Origin of the sequence: Nostoc edaphicum CCNP1411 (genome assembly GCF_014023275.1) — a bacterium.
Classification (GTDB): Bacteria; Cyanobacteriota; Cyanobacteriia; order Cyanobacteriales; family Nostocaceae; genus Nostoc; species Nostoc edaphicum_A.
This window is the reverse complement of sequence record NZ_CP054698.1, coordinates 4,854,962-4,878,582: the sequence shown is the minus strand read 5'-3', so window position 1 is coordinate 4,878,582 and position 23,621 is coordinate 4,854,962. Positions and strand designations below refer to the sequence as shown.

The 23,621-nt window shown below is 40.8% G+C and carries 23 protein-coding genes and 1 pseudogene; 7 read left to right on the top strand and 17 right to left on the bottom strand.

Translation table 11 applies throughout. From position 1 onward, the window contains the following. Positions 1 to 42: 42 nt before the first annotated feature. Both HUN01_RS23285 and HUN01_RS23280 read right to left on the bottom strand, forming a co-directional pair. Positions 43 to 612, bottom strand: coding sequence for a peptidylprolyl isomerase (locus tag HUN01_RS23285; RefSeq protein ID WP_181928176.1), 570 nt, complete (start codon positions 610 to 612; stop codon positions 43 to 45). 340 nt (positions 613 to 952) lie between these two features. Then, positions 953 to 2,935 carry a primary-amine oxidase gene (locus HUN01_RS23280; RefSeq protein WP_181928175.1) on the bottom strand — a complete coding sequence of 661 codons (1,983 nt, stop codon included), beginning with the start codon at positions 2,933 to 2,935 and terminating at the stop codon, positions 953 to 955. Positions 2,936 to 3,226: 291 nt separating this feature from the next. Here HUN01_RS23280 and HUN01_RS23275 point away from each other — a divergent pair, with 291 nt between their 5' ends. Continuing rightward, on the top strand, positions 3,227 to 4,027 hold the full coding sequence (locus tag HUN01_RS23275) for a hypothetical protein (protein ID WP_181928174.1): 801 nt from the start codon (positions 3,227 to 3,229) through the stop codon (positions 4,025 to 4,027). A 105-nt stretch (positions 4,028 to 4,132) separates the two neighbouring features. On the opposite strand, the gene HUN01_RS23270 is transcribed toward HUN01_RS23275, so the two are convergent. The 8 genes from HUN01_RS23270 to HUN01_RS23235 all read right to left on the bottom strand — a co-directional run bounded on the left by HUN01_RS23270 (position 4,133) and on the right by HUN01_RS23235 (position 12,977). Continuing rightward, positions 4,133 to 4,657, bottom strand: a complete 525-nt coding sequence (locus HUN01_RS23270) for a tetratricopeptide repeat protein (protein ID WP_181932791.1) — start codon at positions 4,655 to 4,657, stop codon at positions 4,133 to 4,135. A gap of 111 nt (positions 4,658 to 4,768) precedes the next feature. Next, positions 4,769 to 5,584, bottom strand: a complete 816-nt coding sequence (locus HUN01_RS23265) for a transporter substrate-binding domain-containing protein (RefSeq protein WP_181928173.1) — start codon at positions 5,582 to 5,584, stop codon at positions 4,769 to 4,771. 12 nt (positions 5,585 to 5,596) lie between these two features. Then, complete coding sequence (rplT, locus tag HUN01_RS23260) at positions 5,597 to 5,953, bottom strand: 50S ribosomal protein L20 (protein ID WP_069069781.1); 357 nt, start codon at positions 5,951 to 5,953, stop codon at positions 5,597 to 5,599. Between the two features lie 19 nt (positions 5,954 to 5,972). Further along, positions 5,973 to 6,170, bottom strand: a complete 198-nt coding sequence (gene rpmI, locus HUN01_RS23255) for a 50S ribosomal protein L35 (RefSeq protein WP_109007939.1) — start codon at positions 6,168 to 6,170, stop codon at positions 5,973 to 5,975. Positions 6,171 to 6,551: 381 nt separating this feature from the next. Next, positions 6,552 to 7,286, bottom strand: coding sequence for a hypothetical protein (locus HUN01_RS23250; RefSeq protein ID WP_181928172.1), 735 nt, complete (start codon positions 7,284 to 7,286; stop codon positions 6,552 to 6,554). A 130-nt stretch (positions 7,287 to 7,416) separates the two neighbouring features. Next, positions 7,417 to 9,867, bottom strand: coding sequence for an ATP-dependent helicase (locus tag HUN01_RS23245; protein ID WP_181928171.1), 2,451 nt, complete (start codon positions 9,865 to 9,867; stop codon positions 7,417 to 7,419). Positions 9,868 to 10,341: 474 nt separating this feature from the next. Beyond that, positions 10,342 to 11,115 carry an aquaporin Z gene (gene aqpZ, locus HUN01_RS23240; protein WP_181928170.1) on the bottom strand — a complete coding sequence of 258 codons (774 nt, stop codon included), beginning with the start codon at positions 11,113 to 11,115 and terminating at the stop codon, positions 10,342 to 10,344. Positions 11,116 to 11,888: 773 nt separating this feature from the next. Continuing rightward, a complete protein-coding gene (locus HUN01_RS23235) occupies positions 11,889 to 12,977 on the bottom strand; it encodes a RuBisCO accumulation factor 1 (protein ID WP_181928169.1) in 1,089 nt (362 codons plus the stop codon). A gap of 341 nt (positions 12,978 to 13,318) precedes the next feature. Between HUN01_RS23235 and HUN01_RS23230 the strand changes: the two genes are divergently transcribed. The 4 genes from HUN01_RS23230 (at position 13,319) to HUN01_RS23215 (ending at position 16,603) form a co-directional block, all read left to right on the top strand. Continuing rightward, positions 13,319 to 14,263: a response regulator gene (locus HUN01_RS23230; protein WP_181928168.1), complete on the top strand. Its 945-nt coding sequence runs from the start codon at positions 13,319 to 13,321 to the stop codon at positions 14,261 to 14,263. An 88-nt stretch (positions 14,264 to 14,351) separates the two neighbouring features. Then, positions 14,352 to 15,044 carry a bifunctional demethylmenaquinone methyltransferase/2-methoxy-6-polyprenyl-1,4-benzoquinol methylase UbiE gene (ubiE, locus tag HUN01_RS23225; protein ID WP_181928167.1) on the top strand — a complete coding sequence of 231 codons (693 nt, stop codon included), beginning with the start codon at positions 14,352 to 14,354 and terminating at the stop codon, positions 15,042 to 15,044. Positions 15,045 to 15,080: 36 nt separating this feature from the next. Next, a complete protein-coding gene (locus HUN01_RS23220) occupies positions 15,081 to 15,290 on the top strand; it encodes a hypothetical protein (RefSeq protein WP_181928166.1) in 210 nt (69 codons plus the stop codon). 77 nt (positions 15,291 to 15,367) lie between these two features. Next, positions 15,368 to 16,603: a DUF445 domain-containing protein gene (locus HUN01_RS23215; protein ID WP_181928165.1), complete on the top strand. Its 1,236-nt coding sequence runs from the start codon at positions 15,368 to 15,370 to the stop codon at positions 16,601 to 16,603. Between the two features lie 184 nt (positions 16,604 to 16,787). Here the strand turns inward: HUN01_RS23215 and HUN01_RS23210 are convergent. After that, positions 16,788 to 17,579 (bottom strand): annotated as a pseudogene (locus HUN01_RS23210) (Rpn family recombination-promoting nuclease/putative transposase). Between the two features lie 178 nt (positions 17,580 to 17,757). On the opposite strand from HUN01_RS23210, the gene HUN01_RS23205 reads away from it, so the two are divergent. Next, positions 17,758 to 18,228 (top strand): hydrogenase maturation protease, encoded by a 471-nt coding sequence (locus tag HUN01_RS23205; protein WP_181928164.1) that lies wholly within the window; start codon positions 17,758 to 17,760, stop codon positions 18,226 to 18,228. A 49-nt stretch (positions 18,229 to 18,277) separates the two neighbouring features. Here the strand turns inward: HUN01_RS23205 and HUN01_RS23200 are convergent, their stop codons facing one another. From HUN01_RS23200 to lysS, 4 genes are all read right to left on the bottom strand, one after another. Further along, on the bottom strand, positions 18,278 to 18,652 hold the full coding sequence (locus HUN01_RS23200; protein ID WP_181928163.1) for a hypothetical protein: 375 nt from the start codon (positions 18,650 to 18,652) through the stop codon (positions 18,278 to 18,280). A gap of 18 nt (positions 18,653 to 18,670) precedes the next feature. Next, on the bottom strand, positions 18,671 to 19,957 hold the full coding sequence (locus tag HUN01_RS23195) for a nitroreductase family protein (RefSeq protein ID WP_181928162.1): 1,287 nt from the start codon (positions 19,955 to 19,957) through the stop codon (positions 18,671 to 18,673). After that, on the bottom strand, positions 19,920 to 20,408 hold the full coding sequence (locus HUN01_RS23190) for an ankyrin repeat domain-containing protein (RefSeq protein ID WP_181928161.1): 489 nt from the start codon (positions 20,406 to 20,408) through the stop codon (positions 19,920 to 19,922). The genes HUN01_RS23195 and HUN01_RS23190 overlap by 38 nt, the downstream gene beginning before the upstream one ends. Positions 20,409 to 21,017: 609 nt before the next feature. Continuing rightward, on the bottom strand, positions 21,018 to 22,157 hold the full coding sequence (gene lysS, locus HUN01_RS23185; protein WP_181928160.1) for a homocitrate synthase: 1,140 nt from the start codon (positions 22,155 to 22,157) through the stop codon (positions 21,018 to 21,020). Between the two features lie 429 nt (positions 22,158 to 22,586). Between lysS and HUN01_RS23180 the strand changes: the two genes are divergently transcribed. Further along, the gene (locus tag HUN01_RS23180) at positions 22,587 to 22,796 is read left to right on the top strand and encodes a TOBE domain-containing protein (protein ID WP_181928159.1); all 210 of its coding nucleotides are present in this window, start codon (positions 22,587 to 22,589) and stop codon (positions 22,794 to 22,796) included. A gap of 52 nt (positions 22,797 to 22,848) precedes the next feature. Here HUN01_RS23180 and HUN01_RS23175 read toward each other — a convergent pair whose 3' ends face one another. Both HUN01_RS23175 and HUN01_RS23170 read right to left on the bottom strand, forming a co-directional pair. Continuing rightward, positions 22,849 to 23,109: a FeoA family protein gene (locus HUN01_RS23175; RefSeq protein WP_181928158.1), complete on the bottom strand. Its 261-nt coding sequence runs from the start codon at positions 23,107 to 23,109 to the stop codon at positions 22,849 to 22,851. Positions 23,110 to 23,212: 103 nt separating this feature from the next. Continuing rightward, positions 23,213 to 23,512 carry a 2Fe-2S iron-sulfur cluster-binding protein gene (locus tag HUN01_RS23170; protein ID WP_069069799.1) on the bottom strand — a complete coding sequence of 100 codons (300 nt, stop codon included), beginning with the start codon at positions 23,510 to 23,512 and terminating at the stop codon, positions 23,213 to 23,215. Positions 23,513 to 23,621 lie beyond the last annotated feature (109 nt).

Here is a 23,621-nt window from a genome sequence, read left to right as displayed (position 1 = left end):
TTTTCTAAGCACTAAAGTGCTTACTACAAACTGAGGTGTTAATTACTGCCGAAAAATTTCTACTTTTTGTAACACAACCTCTTGATTCGGACGATCTCTAGTTGTACGCACATTAGCGATCTTGCTGACTACATCTAGACCTTCGACAACTTCACCAAAAACACTGTGTTTGTTGTCAAGGTGAGGCGTTGGTGCTTCTGTAATGAACCATTGCGAACCATTAGTACCGCGTCCGGCATTAGCCATCGACAGGATACCTGCACCAGTATGTCTCAATTCAGGATGAAACTCATCCTCAAATTGATATCCTGGGCCACCAGTACCCCATCGGCTGGCTGTATCTAGATAACGACTCAGAGGATCGCCACACTGAATCATAAAATCAGGGATGACGCGGTGAAAGCGAACCCCATCGTAAGCTGGAGTTCCCTTACCAGATTCACCAGTTTTAGGGTCTTTCCAGTCGATTGTTCCGGTTGCTAGACCGACAAAATTTTTGACGGTATTGGGGGTTCGCTCTTCTTCCAAACGAACTACAATTTCACCCAAGGAAGTAATTAAGCGAGCGTGCAGCTTGCCATCACCGGGAATATTAATTTCTGGAAAGTTCATTAGATATCCTATTTAACAAGTGCCAGTATTTGAACTATATAAGTTTATCAGCATTCAAGTTACCCCCTTTAGACATGACAAAAAACCTGAAGGAAGGAAACTTGAGCCAACAAATTATTTTATCGAACAGAATTCAGGAGTCAGGAGTCAGAATTCAGCAATGTTTTCTGTATGACTGGCGGATAGCGCAGCGTTAGCGAGTATTTTCGAGTCGCGTCTGAATAACCGGCGTTTTTGCACCCCCACCAAATCGTAGATTTGGTGGTTTTCAATTCCTGTGTCGGTCTGAATGCCCGACTGATTTATTCTGACTCCTGAATTCTGACTTCTGAATTCTTCTTCATTCAGGCAAATTTATCGCTGGATTCCGGCTAAAGAATCCTCTAGGGACTAGCTTAAAGCCAACTCGGTGAACAGGCATCACCGGCCAATCTTCCGATCGCGGAATATGAGTTACGCCCATTGTGTACCACAGTACGATATCTTCACCCATCAAGGCTTCATCGTCTGCAATATATTTTGGTAAACCTTGTCCTGGTTGAGTTTGGTTGGGATAATCTCCCCCAGCATAAAGTTCAGTAGGTTTATATTTTGTTACCCAAACGTGATGAGTCGCAAATTCTGCCCTTTCCCGGATTTTCGAGCCTTCCACAGGGAAAAATATCGAATTTCCTTCAGGCATCAGCATATATCCAGGTGTAGCATCCAGAACATTCTTTTTGTCTGCACTAACAATCATCCATTCCCGACTGCTTTTCATATCCAAATCGCGCACAGCAGCCGTTTCTTTGGCTAATGGGGTTTCTGTAACTGCGATCGCATTTCCTAAAGGATTTTTCTCATCCATCGGCAAAGCTTTCACATTCATTTCCATCACAGAATTAGCTTGACCATCGACATCGAAATCTAGGCGATAGTTGAAAAAGTGCTGGTGATTTACTCCGAAGATATTTTTTGCAATTAGCCGACCAGATGAATCATCCTCAGATTGTTTTTCAGAAGCCGTTCCCTGCGCCAATACGATACCCGTTAATTCATTTTGGACTTCCAAAGTCCCATCCTGGTGAAAGATCCAATTGATGCTGTAATCATAGTTATCAATGGCCGCATTCATCGTCATGATTAATTCTCGACTGCGACGGACATCATTACGCTGCGTGCCATAGTCATAGTGCTTCCAGAGCATACCGTTATTTCGCTCGTATATGCCGATAACTCCTGGCATCACATAAGGTTCTCCGTCGCCATTAGCAAACACAGCATCTAGCAAAAGACCATTTTCCGGAATTTCCTTACCTAACTGCATCGTGGTTGCTAGGGAACCAAAATTGTATTCCCCAACATCAAAGGCATTTCTGAATGACCAAGTGGGATTTGGATCGCCGTAAGGCACTACCGTCTCTGATAGGCTAGCGCGGTACAGCACTGGTCGGATATTTTCCCCGTCGTTGTGTGTCACTTGGTACAACACTAATCCACTGCGGGGATGCATTACATAGCGAAATTGCCAACCTTGCCAGCTAATTTCATTGCCTTTGATCTGGAAACTTGCACCATTTGGTTGGAGAATTTTTAATGCTTTAAGTGGTGAAAGTAATTTACCCAAGGAGTTTACATCATAGTTCCAGTTCTCTTTAGAAAAAGGAACTATCCCTCTATCCACGAAACTGGAAATTTTACCTGTGTTTAAATTAACAGTTGCCAGTATTCCTTCAATTGGACTGCCGTAATAATTCCAGTGTTCGCCCTTGTAGTAAAATAAGCCCCGACAAAGACGATTTCCTGTTGCTTCTTCTTGTTTACTCAGGATTCCTGGTGCCCAACAACTTATTTTGACTTGGTTGAAATCTGTAATTCCCCGCTTTTGCATCGCTGTTTGCCATCGGGGATCGGATTTAAAAGCTTCAGTGGCCAATTGATATTCTGAAGCGACGATCGCAGGTTGGACAGACGGTATTTCTTTCCAAGAACTTAAGGTTTTGCTTGTCAGGTCAACGACACCCTCATAAGTTTTGTTTTGCGATCGCTCATAGATTACCAAAAAAGCTTTTCGCTGGAAAACTTTACCAGGTGTAAAATTTAGAACTTCTTTTTTATCTGGTTCTTGTAAAGCAATAAGTGGAAAAGCTGCCATTTCGCTCAAAGTTTTTTCTCTTTGGATGACCGAAACAGCTGTATTAATTTCTGCCTCAGTTAGCGAAGTCAGAGGATGGGAAATAGAAGGCTGTTGAGCCATCAATGTTTCCATTAATCCGATTGAGATAGAAATGATGGAAATGATCGCAATAGATAGCCATAAAAAACGCTTTAGCCGCTTAATCATCTTTTACATTTTTACAAAAGACTTATATAGCGCTTCTCAGTTGAGTGGAATACAGACCTAACCCCCAACCCCTTCCCTACAAGGGAAGGGGAGTAAGATTCAAAGCCTCTCTCCTTTTAGGAGAGAGGTTTGGAGAGAGGTCAAATTGTATTGCATATAAACGAGAACCGCTATAGTTATCTATTTCCAAGCCTAAGATTGAAACCCGATAAAATATAGAAGCTAAAACCAAATTAATTTGCCAACAGTGTCCCCGATTGTGAAACCCAATATATTCCTGGATTTAGTAGTATGGACGAGCAATTCATCCGTGAAGCAGTGGAGAATTTTACACGCCCTTGGCCCCAAAGGCGAGGTATTGAGTCGATTGATCGAAATGCTGCCGTTGTACTTGTGAAAGTACCATTAAATCAGCTATCTGATGCCCTTGCTGAAAAAGCGATCGAATCCCAACGCAATGTCATGGGATCGGAAATCGAAGTTTCAGGTGCTTTTGTATTCGCGTATCAACTAGTTGGACACCCTTGGTCGATTATGATTTCTGGCGATCTGTCTTATCCATCAATTTTGGAATCAAGCGAGTTCGCTCTACTTTCAAAACAGTTAGAACAAACAGTGATCATGCTGCTTGTAAGCGACAGTGCAGGCGAAATCAGCTATGACTTATTTGAGGGTGGAGAATTAGTTGAATACTTCAGGGGGTCAGATGGTGAGTTAACTGACGACTCTAATAAATATGGAATTCAGTCTCAGCGATATCTATTGTTTCCGTACCCAGACGAACTCGAAGAAGATGAGGACTCCGAAGCTCAACAAACAGCATACTTCTGGTCGCGTCGTCGCCAAGTAACAGCCGAAGAGATTGGCAATATTTGGGATTTTGCACGTCAGCTTATGCTTGATTATGATGCGTTTGATCCTGCCATTGACTCCAGCTATTTACTAAGAGAATATTCTCTGAGGGCTGGCCGCTATCAAGTTCAGAATCCAGGGTTCACTTTAGTTTTTGGTTATGAAAAAGATGGGCGTAGTCAGGAAGTCACTTCTGTACCTGATTTAGTTAGGGTCGATTACTTCAGATTCGGAAAATAAATTCATAAAGACGCTACGCTATCGTCAATCCAAAATCAAAAAGAGCAAGCGCATTTATCTTGCGTTGCTCAATCTAAAATCTAAAATTATTTGATATCTCAGCAATTACGCAGAAACCAAACGGCGTAAAGACTCAGCACGACGTTTAGCAATAGGGTTATTTGGAGACAATTTGAGTGCTTCTTCGTAACTTTGTAACGCCTGAGTAGTTAACTTTTTCTTTTCGTAGGCGTGACCGAGATTATTCAATCCTGTTACGTAGTCTGGTTTAGCTTTGAGAGCTTCTTTATACTGACGAATTGCTAAGTCATATTGCTCTTGGGTAAAATAAATATAGCCCAGCCCGTTATAAATGGGGGCAATATCTTCTTCTTCCTCTTCTTCAGCAGCTTTGAGAGCTTTTTGAAATAGCGCGGTCGCTTGGGAATACATTTTTTTTTCTGAATAAATACTGGCTAACTCATAATATTCTTGAGTCGTACCCTTTTCTTTCTCTAACTTCTTTCGCAACCTTGCAAAAGCGCCTTCAATCTTGCGAGTTTTGAAAATCTGGCGAAAAACACTCACGGCTGCAATTGTGAGTATAACCACCAAAATTGAGAGATAAACAACGGCTAGACTGTTATCCATTGCTGCAAATACAAATATTATAAAGTTTGTTATTTGTCGTTTGTCATTTGTCATTTGTCATTTGTTATTTGTTATTCGTTAATGACCAATGACCAATGACCAATGACTAATTTATGGTAAACCCCAGTATTGAGAGCGTTGCTGGAGCCAACCTTCTTCTAAATAACGAGCGATCGCTTGATTGATGCTTCGTCTTAACTCATCATATTGCAATCCCTTGGGCGTTACTACAGACAAGGGTTCAGTTGATAGCTTGGTTGGTAGTAGCCGATATTGGGGATATTCTTGCACCCAACCGCTTAGAACGCTAGCATCTGCGGCAAAGGCGGCGACGGCATTATTTTCTATTTTGTCTCGCGCTTCTTGATATGAATTCACCCCTACTAATTCGGCACTTGGCACATAGTACCGCACTTGAGCAATAGTGCTGGAGTTGTTGAGTACAGCAATTTTTTGTTTTGCCAAATCACTCAACTTCTGCACAGAGGTATTTTTTGTAACTAATACAGTGCCATCCAAATAGTAGGGAACACTGAAACTAACTATGCGGCTGCGAGATTCGGTTGCTGTGATTCTAGCGATCGCAAAATCAACTTTCTTGTCTAAGACTACAGATAAGCGATCGCGATTCGCTACAGGTTTAAATCTGATAGCCTCGGTTTTACCAACCAAGTCAACTGCCAAACGCTTTGCCAAGTCAATTTCTAAGCCTTGTAAGTTACCCTTAGCATCTTTAAATCCCAAGGGACGCAAGTTATCTTTAACGGCAATATTTAAATAGCCGCGCTGCTGAATTTCTGACATTTCGGCAGCAGATGCAGTTAATCCCATCCCCACTATGGAAAAGCAAAAAATCAAAAAAATAGTGGCGGATAATACCAGATGTAACCGAGTAATTACTTGCCATCTGTTACATCTGTTATACATCCCTTACCACCTTTATCCTTTAGCTTGATTTGCCAATTCAGCAACTTTGCCGAAGCTAGCTGGATCGAGGACTGCCAATTGCGCCAACATCTTGCGATTTAGTTGGATATCAGCTTTTTTCAAGTTACCGATCAACTGGCTGTAGCTCAAGCCGTGTTGCCTGGAAGCAGCGTTGATGCGGGTGATCCAGAGGCGACGAAAATCGCGCTTTTTCTTTTTGCGATCGCGGTAGGCACTCCGTAGCGCCTTCATCACTTGTTGGTTGGCAGTTCTAAACAGAGTTGAATGGGAACCGCGAAAACCTTTAGCTAGTTTGAGAATTTTATTGCGGCGCTTCCGAGCTACATTACCGCGTTTTACCCGAGTCATAACTTATTTCCTAAAATACTTACAAATATGGGAGCATCAAGCGAACGTTAAGTTCATCACGTTCATGTACAAGCGCACTTTGGCGCATACTACGCTTTTTGTCAGAAGATTTGTGCTCTAAAAGGTGGCTTTTGAACGCTTTACGACGGACGATTTTGCCGGTACCGGTGGCACGGAATCGCTTTGCCGCTGCTTTACGAGTCTTTAGTTTAGGCATGGGTCTAGCTTTGATTCGACACGATCCATTATTATATACTATTAAAATTGCTATAACTGCAATTAAATAAAGGATTTAATCAATCGCGATCGCTATTCAGGAGTCAGAATTCAGGAGTCAGAATTCAGGAGTCAGAATTTTGTACAAATGGTGGATACCGTAGCATAAAGCCTCTCTTCTCCTTTGGAGACGCTAGCGCGTAGCTTGCTTCTCCGTAGGAGTACGCTTAGAGTAAGTCCGCGATCGCCTGAATAATCGGGTTTAAAATCTCACCAAATCGTAGATTTGGTGTTACAACAATTCCCTGGCGAGTCTGAATACCCGACTGCTAGCGCAAACGTCTTGATTCTGAATTCTGAATTCTGAATTCTGCATTCTTCTTCAATAACTTTTTCCAGTGGCGCTGACTTTGGGATCTAAAACTATTTGCGAACCGGATTTATTCACATGGTAAGTCCAAGATTGCTCTTTAACCTTAACAATCACTTCCCAACCTTCAACGGGGTCATACTGCTGGGTGCAAACTTCGCCAAAGTTAAATTGGCAGGGGTTTCCAAAGGTTTTTGATGTAGCTTGAGTAATTTTTAAATCAGCAATTCCCACCCCAGAACGCTTTGAGGCATCGCTTAAAACTGCATCTGCGATCGCTTTTGGCAATGTCTGTGAAGCACTCACTTGCGGATCTAAAACGATTTGCTTTCCAGATTTATCTACACGGTAAGTCCACGAATCTTTGCGGACTCTGACAACTACTTCCCAGCCTTCAACGGGGTTATATTCCCTAGTACAAATTTCTCCAAAATTGAACTCACAAGGATTACCAAAGGTTTTCGATGTGACTTGAGTAATCCGTAATTGCCGTTTAGGTATGCCGGAACGCTTGGACGCATCCTGTAAAATTTGATTAGCGATCGCCTTCGGTAACTTATTTCCTTGCGATTGGGGTCTTTGGGACAATTGAGTGCTGTCTGGGCGAGGAATAGCCCCAGCGAAGTTGTTTTCAGCAAGTCCAAATCCACAAGATAGCAAGCTTGTCAACGCCAGCGTCAATAAAACTCCTCTGGGTGATTGAAAGGTGCTTTTGAGTACAGAAGATACTTTGATGATTGATTTCATATATTTTTTTAAATTGAACAGTTTGTTTGACGTTGCACTCTCAATTCAGTTTCTTTGTAACAAGTGGGGACAAGAGGAACACCAAAGATTTCTTCCCAATGCCCAATGCCCAATGCCCCATGCCCAATCCCTATTTGATCATTGCCGCTAAATTCATCACACATTCAGGAAACTGGCGTTTTAATGCCGGAAACACGGGACAAGGCGCTTGTTCTTGTAAATTATCTGGTTTACTCCAAGTAAAGGGCGCTTTCTGCGCCGCAGACATCCACAACAGAAGTTTCGCTCGTGTCATGGCAACATAAAGTAAACGATATTCTTCAGATGTTTTCAAATTCTTTGCCACCTCCCATGCTTGACTAACGTCCGGTATGGTAGATTCTTCGTGGAGAGTAGCGCGAATTTGAGCGCGGGCTACTTCTGATAAGGTAAAGTCGCCTAAGAATTGGCTTTGGGGAGGAACCCAAAATCTGCCAGGAATCAAGTTTTCATGGAGAAAGGGAAGAAACACATAGTCCCAATCCAGCCCTTTGGCTTTGTGCATGGTAATAATCGTCAGTTGACCGCGACGAGTGTAACGTTCTTCCGAATCCTCGGTTTCCACTGGTTCAAACCGTTCAGAACTGACGATTTCACTTAAGGCTGAAAGCATCCCACTCATTGAACTATTGCCAGCTATCTGCTGGTTAACCCGTTCTGCGAGTTTGTCAGCAGTTGCCAATTCTGCTTGGTCGTAATTTAAGGTCAAGGCGAGAAAGGAAATTAGCTGATAAAGAGGCAGTTCTAAGCGAGCGCGAAGTAAATTACGACACAAACGGGCAGCTTTTTGTACTGTTTCTGATTGGGGTGCTGCTAGTGGACTAGGATACAAAAATTCTTCTGGCAGACTAGCAAGGGCGTTGAGGTCTTGGGTAGGAATTAACTGACGCTGTACTAAAGCTTCTAGGGCGGCTTTGAGATAATCGGGGGAGTGGGGGCGATCGCAAAATTGCAATAATGCCAAAATTTCTTGGGGGACATGGGAACGGCGATCACGTTCTCCCACATCGTAAAGTGTAATATTATGCTCTTTGCACACAGGTGCTAAAGCCTCTCCTAGCCAGCGTCCTTGGCGATTTTCTCTGACTAAAATCGCTGCACTATTTTTTGTTGGGTCTTCGCCAAATAACTCAATCACCCTTTGAGATAACAATTCAACGGTGTGATGAATATCACGCGGTGTATAAAGTTCTAGTCCTCGTCCTACTGGTGCGGGGTTGGCGTTAGTTTGCGGATCACCAGCATTAACAGGGCGAATTGTCTGTAAGCGAAATGGGACTTGTCGGTTGTCAGGAATCTGTTGTCCGTTATTGGTTTTTGCTAACCACTGATTATTGATCCACTTGAGGGCAAAGTTAGCCGCTTCAATGATAATTCTAGTACTGCGACCAGCTTGATCCATCGTTGCCAATCGCTCAATGCGATCGCACTCTTCGCAAAATTGGCGAAAATAAATCGGATCGGCTGGAGTAAAGGTAGAGTTAATCGCCTGGTTGGGATCACCGACGCGTACTAAGTTGAGTATTGACTGATGACTGATGACTGATGATTGAGGAGTTATTATTCTCTCCCTGCCCCCTGCCCCCTGCCCCCTGCCCCCTGCCTCATCTCCCCCATCACTTGCCAAAATTTCTAATAACTGCGTTTGAAGCGGGCTAGAATCTTGGGCTTCGTCTTCAAAGACGGCGAATACTTGGTTTTGCTCGATGCGACGGGCGCTGTCATTTTCTAAAACGCGCAGTGCGGCTAAAATCATATCGTCGTAATCAATGAAGTCACGCGATCGCATTAAGTTTTGATATTGCTCATACAATCCCGCCGCTACACTCAAAATTGCATATTCGTCTGTGGTTTGTTGACTCCACTCCCGCAACAATTCTGGCGATATTCCAGAACTTTTGGCTTCATGAATTACCGTATTCGCTAATTCTGGCAAGACTTCTGTTCGCAGCACCGATTGACGACGTAACCTTTCTGTCTCTTCTCCGTCAAATTGATGACCTTCTAATAACCGCAAATATCTATCTTGATTATTTCCAATCCATTGTTCTACAGCAGTTCTGATAAAGCGATGACTTTGGGTTGGTGTAATTAATGTGACATTTTCTAACTGCAAACCCGACAAATCAGAATGGCGGCTGGCAATGTTTAACGCTAGACCATGTAAGGTATAGACAAAAAAGCCCATCTGGGGTAAAGATAAATCATCTCGTAAGAATTTACGAATCTTGGCTTTAATATTGGCAGCAGCAGAGCGAGTAAAAGTAACGACTACCAATTGACGGCGTGAGGATGAACGTTCATACTGTCGTGCGATCGCGATCGCTGCCGCCGCCGCCATACCCGTAGATTTTCCTGCACCAGGAACGGCGGAAATCGCCAAAGGGCCAGATTGCCAGTCAGCCATTTGCTGCTGTCCTGGGCGTAAACTGTTGCGGATTTCGAGAATCTTCTCTTGTAAAGAAGGAACAAGCGATCGCTCCAACAATTGTGAGTGGAGTAATTCTTGAGCCACAGGAGCAGTAAATTTAGAGTCAGACATATAAAATTTTAGATTTAGGATTTAATTCTAAAACCGCAGATATGAATAATTTTAGGTGATTTATCGAACAGAATTCAGGAGTCAGGAGTCAGGAGTCAGAATTCAGAATGAATTCTGTACGACTGGCGGATGAATAATCGGCGTTTTTGCACCCCCACTAAATCGTAGATTTGGTGGTCTTCAATCAGTCGGGGATTCAGACCCGCGACTGATTGATTCTGACTCCTGAATTCTGACTTCTGAATTCTTCTTCAAGAATTCCAAATTACTAGATTGCTGATATAGCAATCCTAAATGAGTTATGAACAAAAAGATCCCCGACTTCTTTTTAAGAAATCAGGGATCTAAGTCTCGCGGTGGAGAGCAAATCAAATCAGATTGCTACGGTAGTCTGTCAAATTTGATTTGATAGGTTTGTAGTGTGCGCTGTCTTTGCTAAAGTGCAAACTACAAACAATTACTAGAAAATGAATCTTAGACTAGCTCTTTGATAGTTTGCCGTTCATCCACAGTTGATTCACTAAAGACGGCTACATACAACCATCCTGCTAAAATAGCTCCTAAAATCGGAGCTATCCAGAACAGCCAGACTTGGGAAAAGAGTCCTGCGCCTGCAAATATAGCAACTCCCGTACTACGGGCGGGATTAACCGAGGTGTTGGTTACAGGAATGCTAATTAGGTGAATCAAGGTGAGTCCAAAACCAATTGCCAATGGTGCAAATCCTTTAGGAGCGCGGCTATCAGTCACACCCAGAATAATCAGCAGAAACATGAAAGTCATCACAACTTCACTAATAAAGCAAGCAAACAGCGTGTAACCACCTGGAGAATGAGTACCATAGCCGTTGGTAGCCAATGGGTTGGAGCCAGTCAGGGCAAATCCAGTTTTGCCACTAGCAATCAGATAAATAATGCCCGCACCAACAACTGCACCGATTACTTGAGAGGCAATGTAAGGTAATAAGTCAGATCCCGGAAAGCGCTTACCTGCCCACAATCCAAAGGAAACAGCTGGATTGAAATGCCCACCAGAAATATGACCAAGAGCATAAGCCCCTGTGAGGACGGTAAGCCCGAATGCCAAAGATACACCAACCAATCCAATACCCAATGGAAAGGAAGTACTTTCGCTGATTTTTGCAGCATCAGCTGTGTAGGCTGCGGCTATAACAGCACTACCACAACCACCTAAAACAAGCCAGAATGTGCCAATAAATTCGGCCAAACAACGTTTAGTTAGAGACATTTTTGGAAAACTCCTTGTTCAGCTACAAATGAGCGATCGCTACGTTGGACAATGCTTGAGTCATGACATAATCAACAGGGAATCTCTGGGTTTATTTCATGCCCATCAAATTTCCCCTGAATCCCTGACTAATTGATTCTGACTTCTGAATTCTTTAAGAAACTAAATCGAAAAAAATAGGAATTTGTTTTTTACTCAATAATTGTGGTAATAAAAGAAGATACAGGAAAAGTTAAAATAACAAAAAAAATACTTAATTTCTTAAGTATTTTGCTCTAATGATGCATTTTTTGAGCAATTAAAATGGTTTGAAAATTTATTTAAATTTTGCAATATAAATTATAGTTTATACATTTTAGGCTGAAAAAATGAGAATTTTTTCTCTTAATGTTGGTACTTAGTAACTGTTCAGAGCATGTGATCATCCCTCAAAATCTGGACTTACACAAATTAATAGAACAATGAAAAATAAAGAGTTGAAGTAGGGCATTGGGGAGCCAGTGGCTTGCTCTAGTTAATAGAGTTAAAGCAACTGGCGACATTGGCCAAAGATAAAATTCAACTAATGCCCCATTTCCTATGCACTATTGGAGGATATCAACTCCTCGCCGCTCCGGTACTGGGTAATGGGTATCAGGAATTGTTTTTTAAAATTTGGTGGTGGGTAAGAGCAAGCACCATAATTTTTCGATTTTACACCCAGTCCCCAATCCCTAATCCCCAGTCCCTTTTGCCAAATCACATCACGGAGTTAGTCCTCTTGAAAATTGAAATTATTCATCAATCTGCCAAGAATCCTTAGTTAATTCTTCATCTAGAATTTTCTTAGGACGAACAATAATGATAATTTGTCCTAATAAGGGAATTTCTGGTTCAGTTTCAAACCACTGAAAATCTAATTCATCACCATTTTCAACAACAAAGTAGCTGGAGGCATCCCATTCTCGTTGGGCACGATCTATCACTACTACAACTGGCCCTATTTGGCTTTGGGTTTGGATGGGGAAGCGATCGCTATTCGCTAAAATCACTACTGGATCTTCTGCCGCTAACAGCACTTGCCAACCTGGTAAAGGTATCCAAGCTTGTTCTCCAGAAAACTTGACTAGGCGAAATGGTTCAATTTCTGTGAGTATAGGCACAGCTTGTAAGTCTTGCCGTGACAATGGCAACTCACCGACTACGGGCAAGATTCGGGGTAATTGTTCTTCAAACTCCAGTCGGTAAAAGGGTAAAATTGGCGCTGGACGCTGGGGAACGGTAGTAAAATCAGTCAGTAGTTGTTCAATTTTTTGCCTTGCTGCTGGTGTGTGAGCAAAACGCAAACCTTTGGCGATCAGGCGCGATCGCTGTTGTAAATCTGCATTTTGGCGTGCCAGCTTCCAAACTTGGTGAGCAACGGCATCCCCAGGATGGGCAGAAAACCCTTCTGGTAAAGTGCGGTAATAAGAGAACTCTTTCAGGGCTTTTGCTATTTCCCGTGCCTCATCGGCATCAACATTGTGGACGAAGATGAGTTCGGCGGCGGCGGCGCGTTCTTCTTGCGTGAGCAAACGCAGTTCGTATAAAACATCACTTCCACGTGTGGTGTAGTGCGATCGCGTTGCTTCCGATACTCCAAACTTTTCTAAAGAATTGTAAACTTGAGAACCAACAACCACCTGATTTTGTTGAATCGGCTCAAATCCAGTTGCCTCAAAAATTTCTTGGGGGTTATAACCGATTTTTAGCAACGAGGCGATCGCGCCTCCCCATTCCACCCAGTTGCCTTGTTTTTGCCTCAGCCTTCGCAGTAATTCTTGTGCTACATCGTTAGTAACATTGTCTTCGGGATTCTGAGCGTTGGGTGGTAGATCAGTCATAATCGGAGTGCAAGCTTCAACTTGAGAGGTTGGTTAATACCTCATGAGCAAGTCTTATTCTAATCTATGAACTACCCAGACAGACTGCCTTAAGTTCATCTGTGGAAACTTACAGCAGTTTTCTTTGACATGAAGTACAAAGCTACGGGTTTTGAGGCAGGAGGTGGGAGGCAGGAAGCAGAAGGAAAAAATTCCGCAGCAAATTTACTCTGTAGCGCTCACTATTAGCGTTTTAAAAGATGCAAAATAACTCCGTATAAACCCTTGGCAATTTTCGGCTATTCTCAACTAAACTTGGTATGGAATATAACAAGAGTGTGAATATTTAAAGGAAATATCTTATGGATAATCCCAGTGTCGAAATTGATAAAGTCCAATATCAAGTAATGACTCTCGAACGACCAAAAAAGCTGAAAATCCTGGTAGTTGACGATGAGCCAGATAATCTCGATCTGCTTTATCGCACATTTCGACGCGACTTTAATGTTCTGAAAGCTGATAGTGGAGTGAACGCCCTACAAGTTTTGGCAACAGAAGGGGAGGTAGCGGTGATTATCTCCGATCAACGGATGCCAGAAATGAAAGGGACTGAGTTTCTCAGTAAGACTGTACCTCAGTTTCCCGATACGGTGAGAATTATTCTCACCGGATTTACAGATATTGAAGACTTGGTAGAAGCGATTAATGCTGGGCAAGTCTACAAATATATCACCAAGCCTTGGGACCCAGGGGAACTGAAGGCAGTGGTGCAAAGAGCAGCAGAAACTTACGACTTGCTCAAGCAACGTACAGAAGAATTACGCCGTGCTCATGCTCAAATGGCGCTGCTGAGTGTTTTAGTACAGGTAACTCAAGCTGCTTCTAGCTTAGAGGAAACTCTTGCTCCCATTGCTAGGGCTGTGAGCGAGACTTTTGGGGCAGAAGGCTGTATTTTACAACTTACAGATGGAAATACTCTGGTTGCGACTCAAGGAACTTACAGCGAAACAGGTACAATAGAAAATTGGTTATCTGAAGACCCACTAACAAGGGAAGCGATCGCCACTGGGCAAATCCAAGTCTCCTTAAATGTAGTTAAAGACACTAAATTAGTTGATGCTATTCACTATCGGAATACGGGTGTGCAAGCACATTTAGTGATCCCGATTAGCTACCGGAATGAGCTTTTGGGCGTATTATCACTACAGTGGAAACAACCCTGCACTTTGCGGGAAGATGAATTAACCCTAATTAATTTATCAGCGCAACTGGTAGCGATCGCTCTCACTAGTAGCCGCTCTCATTAAACCATTGTGTAATTGTCATTAGTCATTAGTCAAAAACCAATGCCCAATGCCCAATGCCCAATGCCCCATGTCCAATGACCAATGACTAATGACTAACGAAATTCAGTCCATTTTTAACCGTATTGCTCCAGTTTATGACCAGTTGAACGATTGGTTGAGTCTGGGACAGCATCGAATCTGGAAGGAAATGGCAGTAAAATGGAGTGCAGTTAAACCGGGTGATACTGCATTAGATTTATGTTGCGGTAGTGGTGATTTAGCCTTACGTTTAGCGAGGCGCGTGGGAGCGACAGGACAAGTGTATGGAGTAGATTTTTCCCCAAACCTGCTAGAAACTGCTTCATTACGTTCCCAAAAGCAATATCCCCAACCTGCGATCGCCTGGGTAGAAGCCGATGTGCTAAATTTACCCTTTGAAGATAACCAATTTGATGCCGCAACAATGGGCTATGGCTTAAGAAATGTTAAAGATATTCCTCGCAGTCTCCAAGAGTTACACCGCGTTTTGAAGCCGGGTGCTAAAGCCGCAATTTTAGACTTTCATCGACCGAGCAATCCTCAGCTACGTGCTTTTCAGCAGTTGTATCTGGACAGTTTCGTGGTACCAGTTGCCAATTATTTAGGCTTAAAAGAAGAATATGCTTACATCAGTCCCAGCTTAGACCGTTTTCCCATCGGCAAAGAGCAAATAGAGTTAGCTCATCAAGTTGGTTTTGCTATTGCCACACACTACCCCATTGTGAACGGTATGATGGGAATGCTGGTAGTCAGCAAATTTTAGATTTGGGATTTTGGATTGGGGACTGCGGAATCGGTAATGGCTAATGGAAAATCGTTAGTAGTTAGTGGAAAAATAAAAAACTCCACCCACAAGGGGATGAAGTTTTTGGGCATAGGGAATGGGGCATGGGGAAGAAGTTACCAATGCCCAATGCCCAATGCCCAATGCCCCAAGCGACGGGGCGACTATCCCTCTACAGACACCTGGGGATGGAGTTTCCCGTCGCTTTCAATAAATCATAACTAATAACCGCCAATTACCAATCCCCAATCCCTAATTTCTAATCTAGAATCCAAAATCCAAAATCCAAAATCCAAAATCCTGTGGACTGGTTTCATCTTTGGTTTTATGTCGCTCCCCCGGTACTGGGTGGAATTATTGGCTATTTCACAAATGATATAGCCATTAAAATGTTGTTCCGTCCTTACCGAGCAATTTATATTGCTGGACGAAGAGTACCCTTCACCCCTGGATTGATTCCCCGCAACCAGGAACGTCTAGCTAAGAACATTTCCAATACAATCATGGGGTCACTGCTGACACCACAAGAGTTGCAAAATCTGGCCCGGCGTTTGTTGCAGACAGAACGCGTGCAAGCAGCAATTATCTGGTTGTTGCGGCTGGCGATTGAACAAATCAAAACAGATAAAAACCAGAAAAGTACCAAAATTGTAGCCGGAATTTTGCGGGATTTACTAGGGGAATCCTTACCACGCTTACTCAAGGTTTTGGCGCGACGTGAAGACTTTTTAGAAGCGCAAATAAATCAGATTTTTGACCAGATATTGCTGGAATTTCAACTGAGTGAAGAACAAGCCACGCGGCTTGTTGATTGGTTGTTGGAGGTAGTTTTACCACCGGATCTGCTGCGCCAAGCGATAGTTGATTTTTTGACCGATCGCACGATTCAAATTATTGATGAAGGATTCCGCGAAAAAACCAGTGGGACTTATTGGGTAGTAGCAAATTTGTTTGGCTTACGCAACACTCTTACACGGCTACGGACTTTTTGCTTGGATGAAAAGGAGGCTACCAATACTCGCTTGCAGGAATTGACTCAAGATTTGCAGGTGCGCGATCGCATTCGGAAATTCTTGCAAAATTTATCATTACAAAACTTGCCAATTGGTACGGTGCGCCAACTACGAAAAACCACCCGCGAAAGTGTCCGCCATTACCTGCAAAACAGTGGTAGCGATTTTCTACAAGGATTAACTGATTCTGTTGATTGGGAAAATATTGCTGTAGTACTGCTGAATCGTCTTAGTAATTCACCCGTTGTCAGTACTTCTTTAGAAGTGATGAGTCAAGAATTGGCTCTAATTTTAGAGAAATATTTGGAAAAAGATTTAGAAGCAATTGTGGCACAGGTAATTCCAATTTTGTCAATAGATGAAGTGATAGTTGACCGTGTGAAATCAACTTCACCAGCTGATTTAGAAAATGCGATTGAGGGAATTGTCAAAAATGAATTGCAGGCAATTGTGACTTTAGGTGGTGTTCTGGGTTTTGTTATAGGTTTATTGCAAACAGTGTTTTTAATATTAAGTCAATCTTAATTGTTTGTTTTTGCCTGTAAAATTTTATCAATTTATAGTGAGAAATTACTTATATTTTGAAGCAAGTGAAATTGAGCGATCGCCTTCTGAGCAGAGGTGTAAGTAAGAAGCGATCGCGATCGTTTTTATTCAGAGCCATCCTAATTTATTCGCAGCGTAATAATTACGAATTACGAATTACGAATTACATTGACTTCCTCTCTATCTCTGTTTGCAACAACTGTACATCTTCAATTGATAACCCAGTTAATTTTGCCACTTCCTCTAAAGGCATTTGGCTTTTGAGCAGATTCACCGCAACCCGCCGAATCCCCTCTTGTAAGCCTTCGGCTCTACCTTCGGCTTTAGCTTCAGCCTCAATCTCTTGATAAATTACAGATTCGCGCATATTGTCTCTCCGTAATACTCTTTGAATGAACCCTTTCTCTAATACTAGACCAGCTAGAATTGATGTTGCAGCTGCCACATTATTCTGCAACCGTTGGTCAGGAATCCCTGTAATTTTCTGTGCTACTTATTGTAACATAATTTCACGGTCATCTGTCCCACCCAACACCGCGAATGGAAGTAAACCTGGATAGCTCAAAAATACTGCTGTCGGCTGTTCCCATAGTCGAACTACCTCGAACTCATGGCGAGTAGCACCAATAGTAAAAGTATTTTGTTGCACAAGTTCTGAGCTTGTTTCTTTAAGATAGATCACCACTTGACGCATCTGCTTTTGGGGAAAGCGTCGATACACTCGCAAGCGATAGTCAATCATACGAAATGGGATATTAGGATCGGGTTGAGTCTGAAACTCTAGGTGAAGCACTAGTTCTGTTGATTCCAATAAAATTAGTGCATCAGCTCGAATGGGTTCCAACGAGAGTTCAGAAGGACTTAACTCCGTAAGGGAAATGGGTTCTCCCAGCAGCCAAGTGGCAAAGTCAGTGGAAAAGTTTTCGGCGAGGAATTTGCAGATGTTATCAAACATCCAAAAATCCTACCACTCCAAAACTTCAAATTGGGTCATAGTCACTAAAAAACATTTTAATGACGTGGAATTATTCAACCCAGGGGTTACCAAAAGTATTATTATGTTAGCTTTTAAACCTCAAAGTGAACGTGCTTTAACTGAATTTAGAACTGTTTAAATAATTAAATATCATCTTATGCTAACTATTATTGGTTGCGGAAATCTCAATCGCAGTGACGACGCAGTAGGCGTAATTATCGCCCAACGCTTACAGAAATATCTAGCTGAAAACCCTCACCTTCATGTGCGAGTTTATGACTGTGGTACCGCAGGGATGGAAGTAATGTTTCAAGCTAGAGGTAGTAAACAATTAGTAATTATTGATGCAAGTTCAACTGGTTCTGAACCCGGTGCTGTGTTTAAAGTTCCAGGAAAAGAACTGGAAGCTTTGCCAGAACCTAGCTATAACTTGCACGATTTTCGTTGGGATAATGCTTTAGCCGCCGGACGTAAAATCTTTAAAAATGACTTTCCCGAAGATGTGACAGTTTATTTAATTGAGGCGGCAAATCTTGGTTTTGGACTAGAGTTAAGTCCTGCTATTAAACATTCTGCTGATTTGGTTTTTGAAGAGGTAGCTGCACTTATCAGCCAGAATAATAAGTAAAAATTCCTAACTCTTGTACAGATGCGATTAATCGCATCTCTCCAATCTTTTATGCCCAATCCCGATAAACAGAAAGTTCATCTACCCTCATTTCAAAAGGTATACCTTGACTTTCTGGGGGACAAACACGGATTTTCGCACTGCTGACAATTGCGTAGAGTAATGTCCCCATTGGCACAATTTTTTGTAAAATACGCCAATTAGTAACCTGATCGGGACATTCAATTACCAATGTCAGAGCATTGGCATGGGTTGTGACATACCACCGACAATCAGATAGAAGATTTTGAATAGTGCGATCGCAAGCGTCATAAAAGTATCTGCTAATAGAATATTCTAGTTGCTGCCGCAGTATAATATCCGCAGATGTCGGTTGCATAGGATGTGAGTCATCACTATTAAAGTAATACATCTTTTTAGCCATCTCTCTTTAGTTTCCTACTTATATTCCAATTGCCATCCCATAAAGTACATCTTTATTTGTCTCTAATAATTCTTGGGTTTCATCATCATAATAAGCACCAATTCCACTACACTGAATTCCCAAATAATTACTAGTTAAATAAAGTCTCTGTCCGAGAAAACCAGCTATTTGCATAGCAGTTTGATAATTTAAATAATCTGACACAAAAAATAAAGTTACAGCGCCATCTCTAGCAATAGCCTGATTAATACATAGGTAACCTGTTTTTTCACTAAAATTACCTGTCTTAATCAGATTTGTTCCTTTATATAACCCAGGTGTCATTCCATTTACTCGATGCACCACTGAGTAAATTTCTATTTCCTCATAATTTTCTGTCGGTATTGACTGTTGAAGTTGTTGCACTACATATAAATAATCTTCTTGAGAAATAGCCTCTTTCCGGAAACGTCTAATAGAACGTCTATTCCAAACAGTTTGATAAAATTTATCCTGATCAAAATCAAATTGAGGATACTCTAATTTTTGCTGGCGACTCTTTTGTAGAGTAGTTGCTTGATAGGCATCTTCAATAAATTGATTGGATTCAAAATAATCAGTACCAGAAACAAAAGGAATTTTCAGCCTTAAGTGTCTGATTTTCTTGTCTTGTACTTCTCCTGACACCACACAAGCAGTGATAAACTCTTTGTTCTCAAATCCCAAATATGAATTGAGCGAAAGTTTATCAAAGTCGAAAACTAGTTGTATATTTCGGTTGTGGAGAAAAGCTGAAGCTGCGATCGCACCTAAATGGTGTCCGCTATCTAATAAGCAATATCTTATGCTTCTATTTTGATATTTCCAGCTAGACCTATAATAAACACAACTAATTAAAAAGATGAATCCGTTGATACTTTTACCCGGTATAATATAACTCTCTAACCCATCATCGATTAATTCATAGATAAGTGTTAGACAATTATTCTCAACTTCTAAATGGTATATACCATCTACCATTCCCTCAATCCCGCGAACCTGTACGTAAACTTCTGTAGGATACAGAGCGCCTGCTGATGGATTCACCCGCAATTTATAAGGGCCATCTTTATATACTTTTTCTAGGGTTATCGCACTGGTTAATGAGATAAAAGAATGAACAGGATTATTGAGATTTAATTTCACTCTCCGATAAAACTTGGGATAAATTTTAAATGAAGATGGCTGTGTTGAAGCATCTACATAATTTGGATCAAGTTGTACCGATAAGTAAGAATGCTTGGTAGCGTCATGATAGGCTTTTCCCGATATCTGACTTGATGGCATTTTTAAGTATCCTTAAAACTTCTACATTGCTAGCAAAATCTATCGCTTTATAATCGTCTAAGTTTTTTAAATATAAATTAGGATGGTGTTGTAAAAGTAACTTGACGACTTCTGTCTTTCCGGCTGATGCTGCGTACATTAAAACAGTTGCACCGTTATCATTTTGGTTGTCAATATTAATGTTGTGAGCCAACAATAAATTAATTAAATCGTAGTGATTACCAAAACAAGCAAACCACAAAGCGTTGTTGCGATCGCTATTTCGAGCATTGATATCCACACCTACATCAATTAGTTCTTTGACGACTACATAAACTCCTTCTCTTGTAGCTTTCATCAAAGCTGTGTCACCATTTTCACCTGTCTGATTTAAATCGCCAGGATTATAGCCTTTTGCTATTAGCCATTGGGTTGTTACGCCACTCAAATTTTGACTGTTGGTTCGATTCATAACTACTCCTCAGTTAACTTTTTTACTAATATAAATTTGCTTGGCAAATATAATGGTGAGCAATGCTCACCATCTTTGCAAAAATGTTATTTAAATCCTTTTAACTTACATATATGCTATCAATTTTATAAGTTTAAATTATGAATCATTTATAAAGAACAGCAAACATTCTTCTTAAAAAAGCTTGAAAAATAATGGGAAAGCAGTAATTTTTACAGTTTTCTTCCATAAGATAGATTAATAGCAGATATAGGTGGATTTAGATCCCCGACTTCTTCAAGAAGTCGAGGATCTGCACTTGGATATTATCCCTCTTCTGTCACTTTCCGGGAAAGTGATCGCTAGAAGCCTCATGAGGCAATCAATACAAGCTATACTATTAGAAAAAAATAGGACTTGTATTTGTTATTAGAAAATAATCGCGCAATCGCTTGTTATACAAAAGCTCTAGATTTTAGAAAAGGCAAATGTTTTCGGAGAGTGACAGAAGAGGGTTATAGCGGTTCCCGATCTAGTGAGGTACGTTTTTAAAGCTATTAACCTTGGTGAGCAAGATTTGGGTGTACCTCATTTGCCTGGGAAACGCTATAAGTGCGTATATTTTAAAATTTACTGGCAATGATAAGAATATAAGATATTGTCTACATCTTCGATGGTAAGACTTTGTTGATCAGCTAAAGTTTTCAACCTATGGGTAATATCTTTAAGCTGGGATAAATTAAAGGAAAGTCCTAATTCATTAGCTCGGTGATTAATCGCTTGTTTACCAGCTAATTTATGATTGATTAAAATTGAGCGCGTTACACCAAAACTCCGGGGGTTAATAGCTTCATAAGTCTCAGAACTATTGAGCATAGCTTTAGTATGAATCCCAGCTTTATGACTAAAAGCACTCTCCCCAAAAATACAGTGATTAAAAGGAATAGAAATTCCAACTTTTCTCGCAACTAATTCATGCAAGTTAGCCAGTTCTTCCAAGCGATATTTACACTTAATCTGCTCCGGATTTGTAGCATATAACCTAGCGATAAATCCGGCTAGTGAGGTAATACCATTGCGTTCACCAATACCAAGCACACAAGTATCGATATGAGTTGCTCCTGCTTCCAGTGCTGTATAACTGTTAGCAGTAGCGCATTCTGTATCATTATGTCCATGAAACTCAATATCTAAATTGGTGAACTGGCGCAAAGTCTTCACTAATTCAAATACTTGCATTGGGGTACTAATTCCTACCGTATCAGCAATTCCTATTCGTTTGACAACTCCTAATTTCTCAATCGCCGAGTAAATTTTGATTAAATCTTCTGTGGAAGTGCGTGAGGAATCCTCAGCAGAAAAACGTAACTCAATATTGGGAGCTTGCTGATGAATAAAAGTTAAGACTTCCGACGCTAAATCAATAATTTGATTAATATTTTTACCATGACTGAACTGACGCATCAAAGAAGAACTACCTATAGTTAAATTAATCCCAGCTACACCTGTGGCTAAAGCGACTTTAGCATCTTCTAAGTGACAGCGAATGTGAGTTAAAATTTTGGAAGGTAATCCTAACCCAGCCAATCGTTCACAGTCTTGTCTCGATTGAGGTGAAGCGATTGGTGAAGTTAACTCTATATATTCAACTCCAAATGCACCAAGCGCCTCAGCAATTTCGACTTTATCATCTGAGGAAAAATTGGCTTTTATAAATTGTTCGCCTTCACGGAGAGTACTTTCTACAATTGCAAATTCAGATAGCGACATCGAGCAATCCTTGTGTTAATTCTTGCTAAGGATATTTACTTGTTAATTTTTATATTAGCAGATTCGCATAATCGAGAACTAATTACTTTGGCTGATTCTTGGAGACTGGCTATAGTATCAATTATAAGAGAGCGATCGCTTGTATCCATCGCTTCTAAAATCTGTTTCTTAGAAACTTAATCATAATAAGAACAGCTATCCTAATATTGATAATAAAATCCATCAATATTAGTTTTGTTTAAATTGTTTTATCCTATGCTTTGCAGTAAATGACCACGCATTTTTGTAATACTCGTCAAGTAGAGGCATCAACATTAGATAAATGATAATTATTTCAAAAATATTAAGATATTTTAAAGAAAGCTAGTTTTAAAATCAAAGCTTGCTACTTTACTAAAGTAAAAATAGTTAACTTTGGTAAGTAAAAACATGGAAATTAGCGCTCGTAATTCTCTTAAGGGTACTGTCAAACAAGTTGTACATGGTTCAGTTAATACTGAGATAACTTTAGAACTAGCACCAGGAGTAGAGCTAGTATCAATCATCACAAAATCATCGGCAGAAAAGCTAGGGCTTACAGAAGGTAAACAAGCTTATGCCGTAATTAAATCATCAGATGTAATAGTTGCTGTTGATTGAAAAATAGAGTGGCTTGTAAAGTATAAGCCACTCTATTTTTAATATCCAAATGTTAATTAATTGTATTATCAATAATACGAACGTAAATGGCGCGAACACTTTCTATATCTAGTGCCAAATCTGTGTTTCCAATTGTGATAATCAAAGAAGGTAAGTTTTGTTTTAAAGTGATAGTAGTCCCTGATATTATTCCCATTGATATAAGTTGGCTTAAGATTTTTTTATTCTGACTTTTACAGAAGGTGACGATTGCTTGCTCTCCTATTCTCAATAATTCTAATGAACAGCCAGTTACACTAAAGCGAGTAAACATTTTAATTATAAATTAGGAATTGTGAAGGGAAGAAGGAAGTATATTTTCATCCTTCATCCTTCATTTTTCTTTGGTCGCTAAAGGCAGAAACCAAAGTAATACTTTATACGAGATACGCTTCTTGATGTGTTTTGATTGTGCAATTAGAACGAGGATAAGTTACACAAAGTAGAGCGTATCCTTTAGAAACCTGATCATCATCTAAAAAGTTTTGATCGTCTTGATTAACTTCACCTTCGACAACTTTACCAACACAGCTAGAGCAGGAACCTGCATGACATGAAAAGGGCAACTCAATACCATTCTCTTCTGCTGCTTCCAAGATTGTCGTCTCTTCGTCAACTTCAATTGTGGTGTCGATGTCTTCTTTTTTGTTGATTAATCTAACTTGGTAGGAAGCCATTTTCCGATTCTCCTCAAACGTTATACAGTGGGTCTAATTTCCGAAATTTTTGAGCAACCTATCCTACTTTTTGTTTCCCTTCTTACAGAGATGCTAAGTTTGGTCAGCT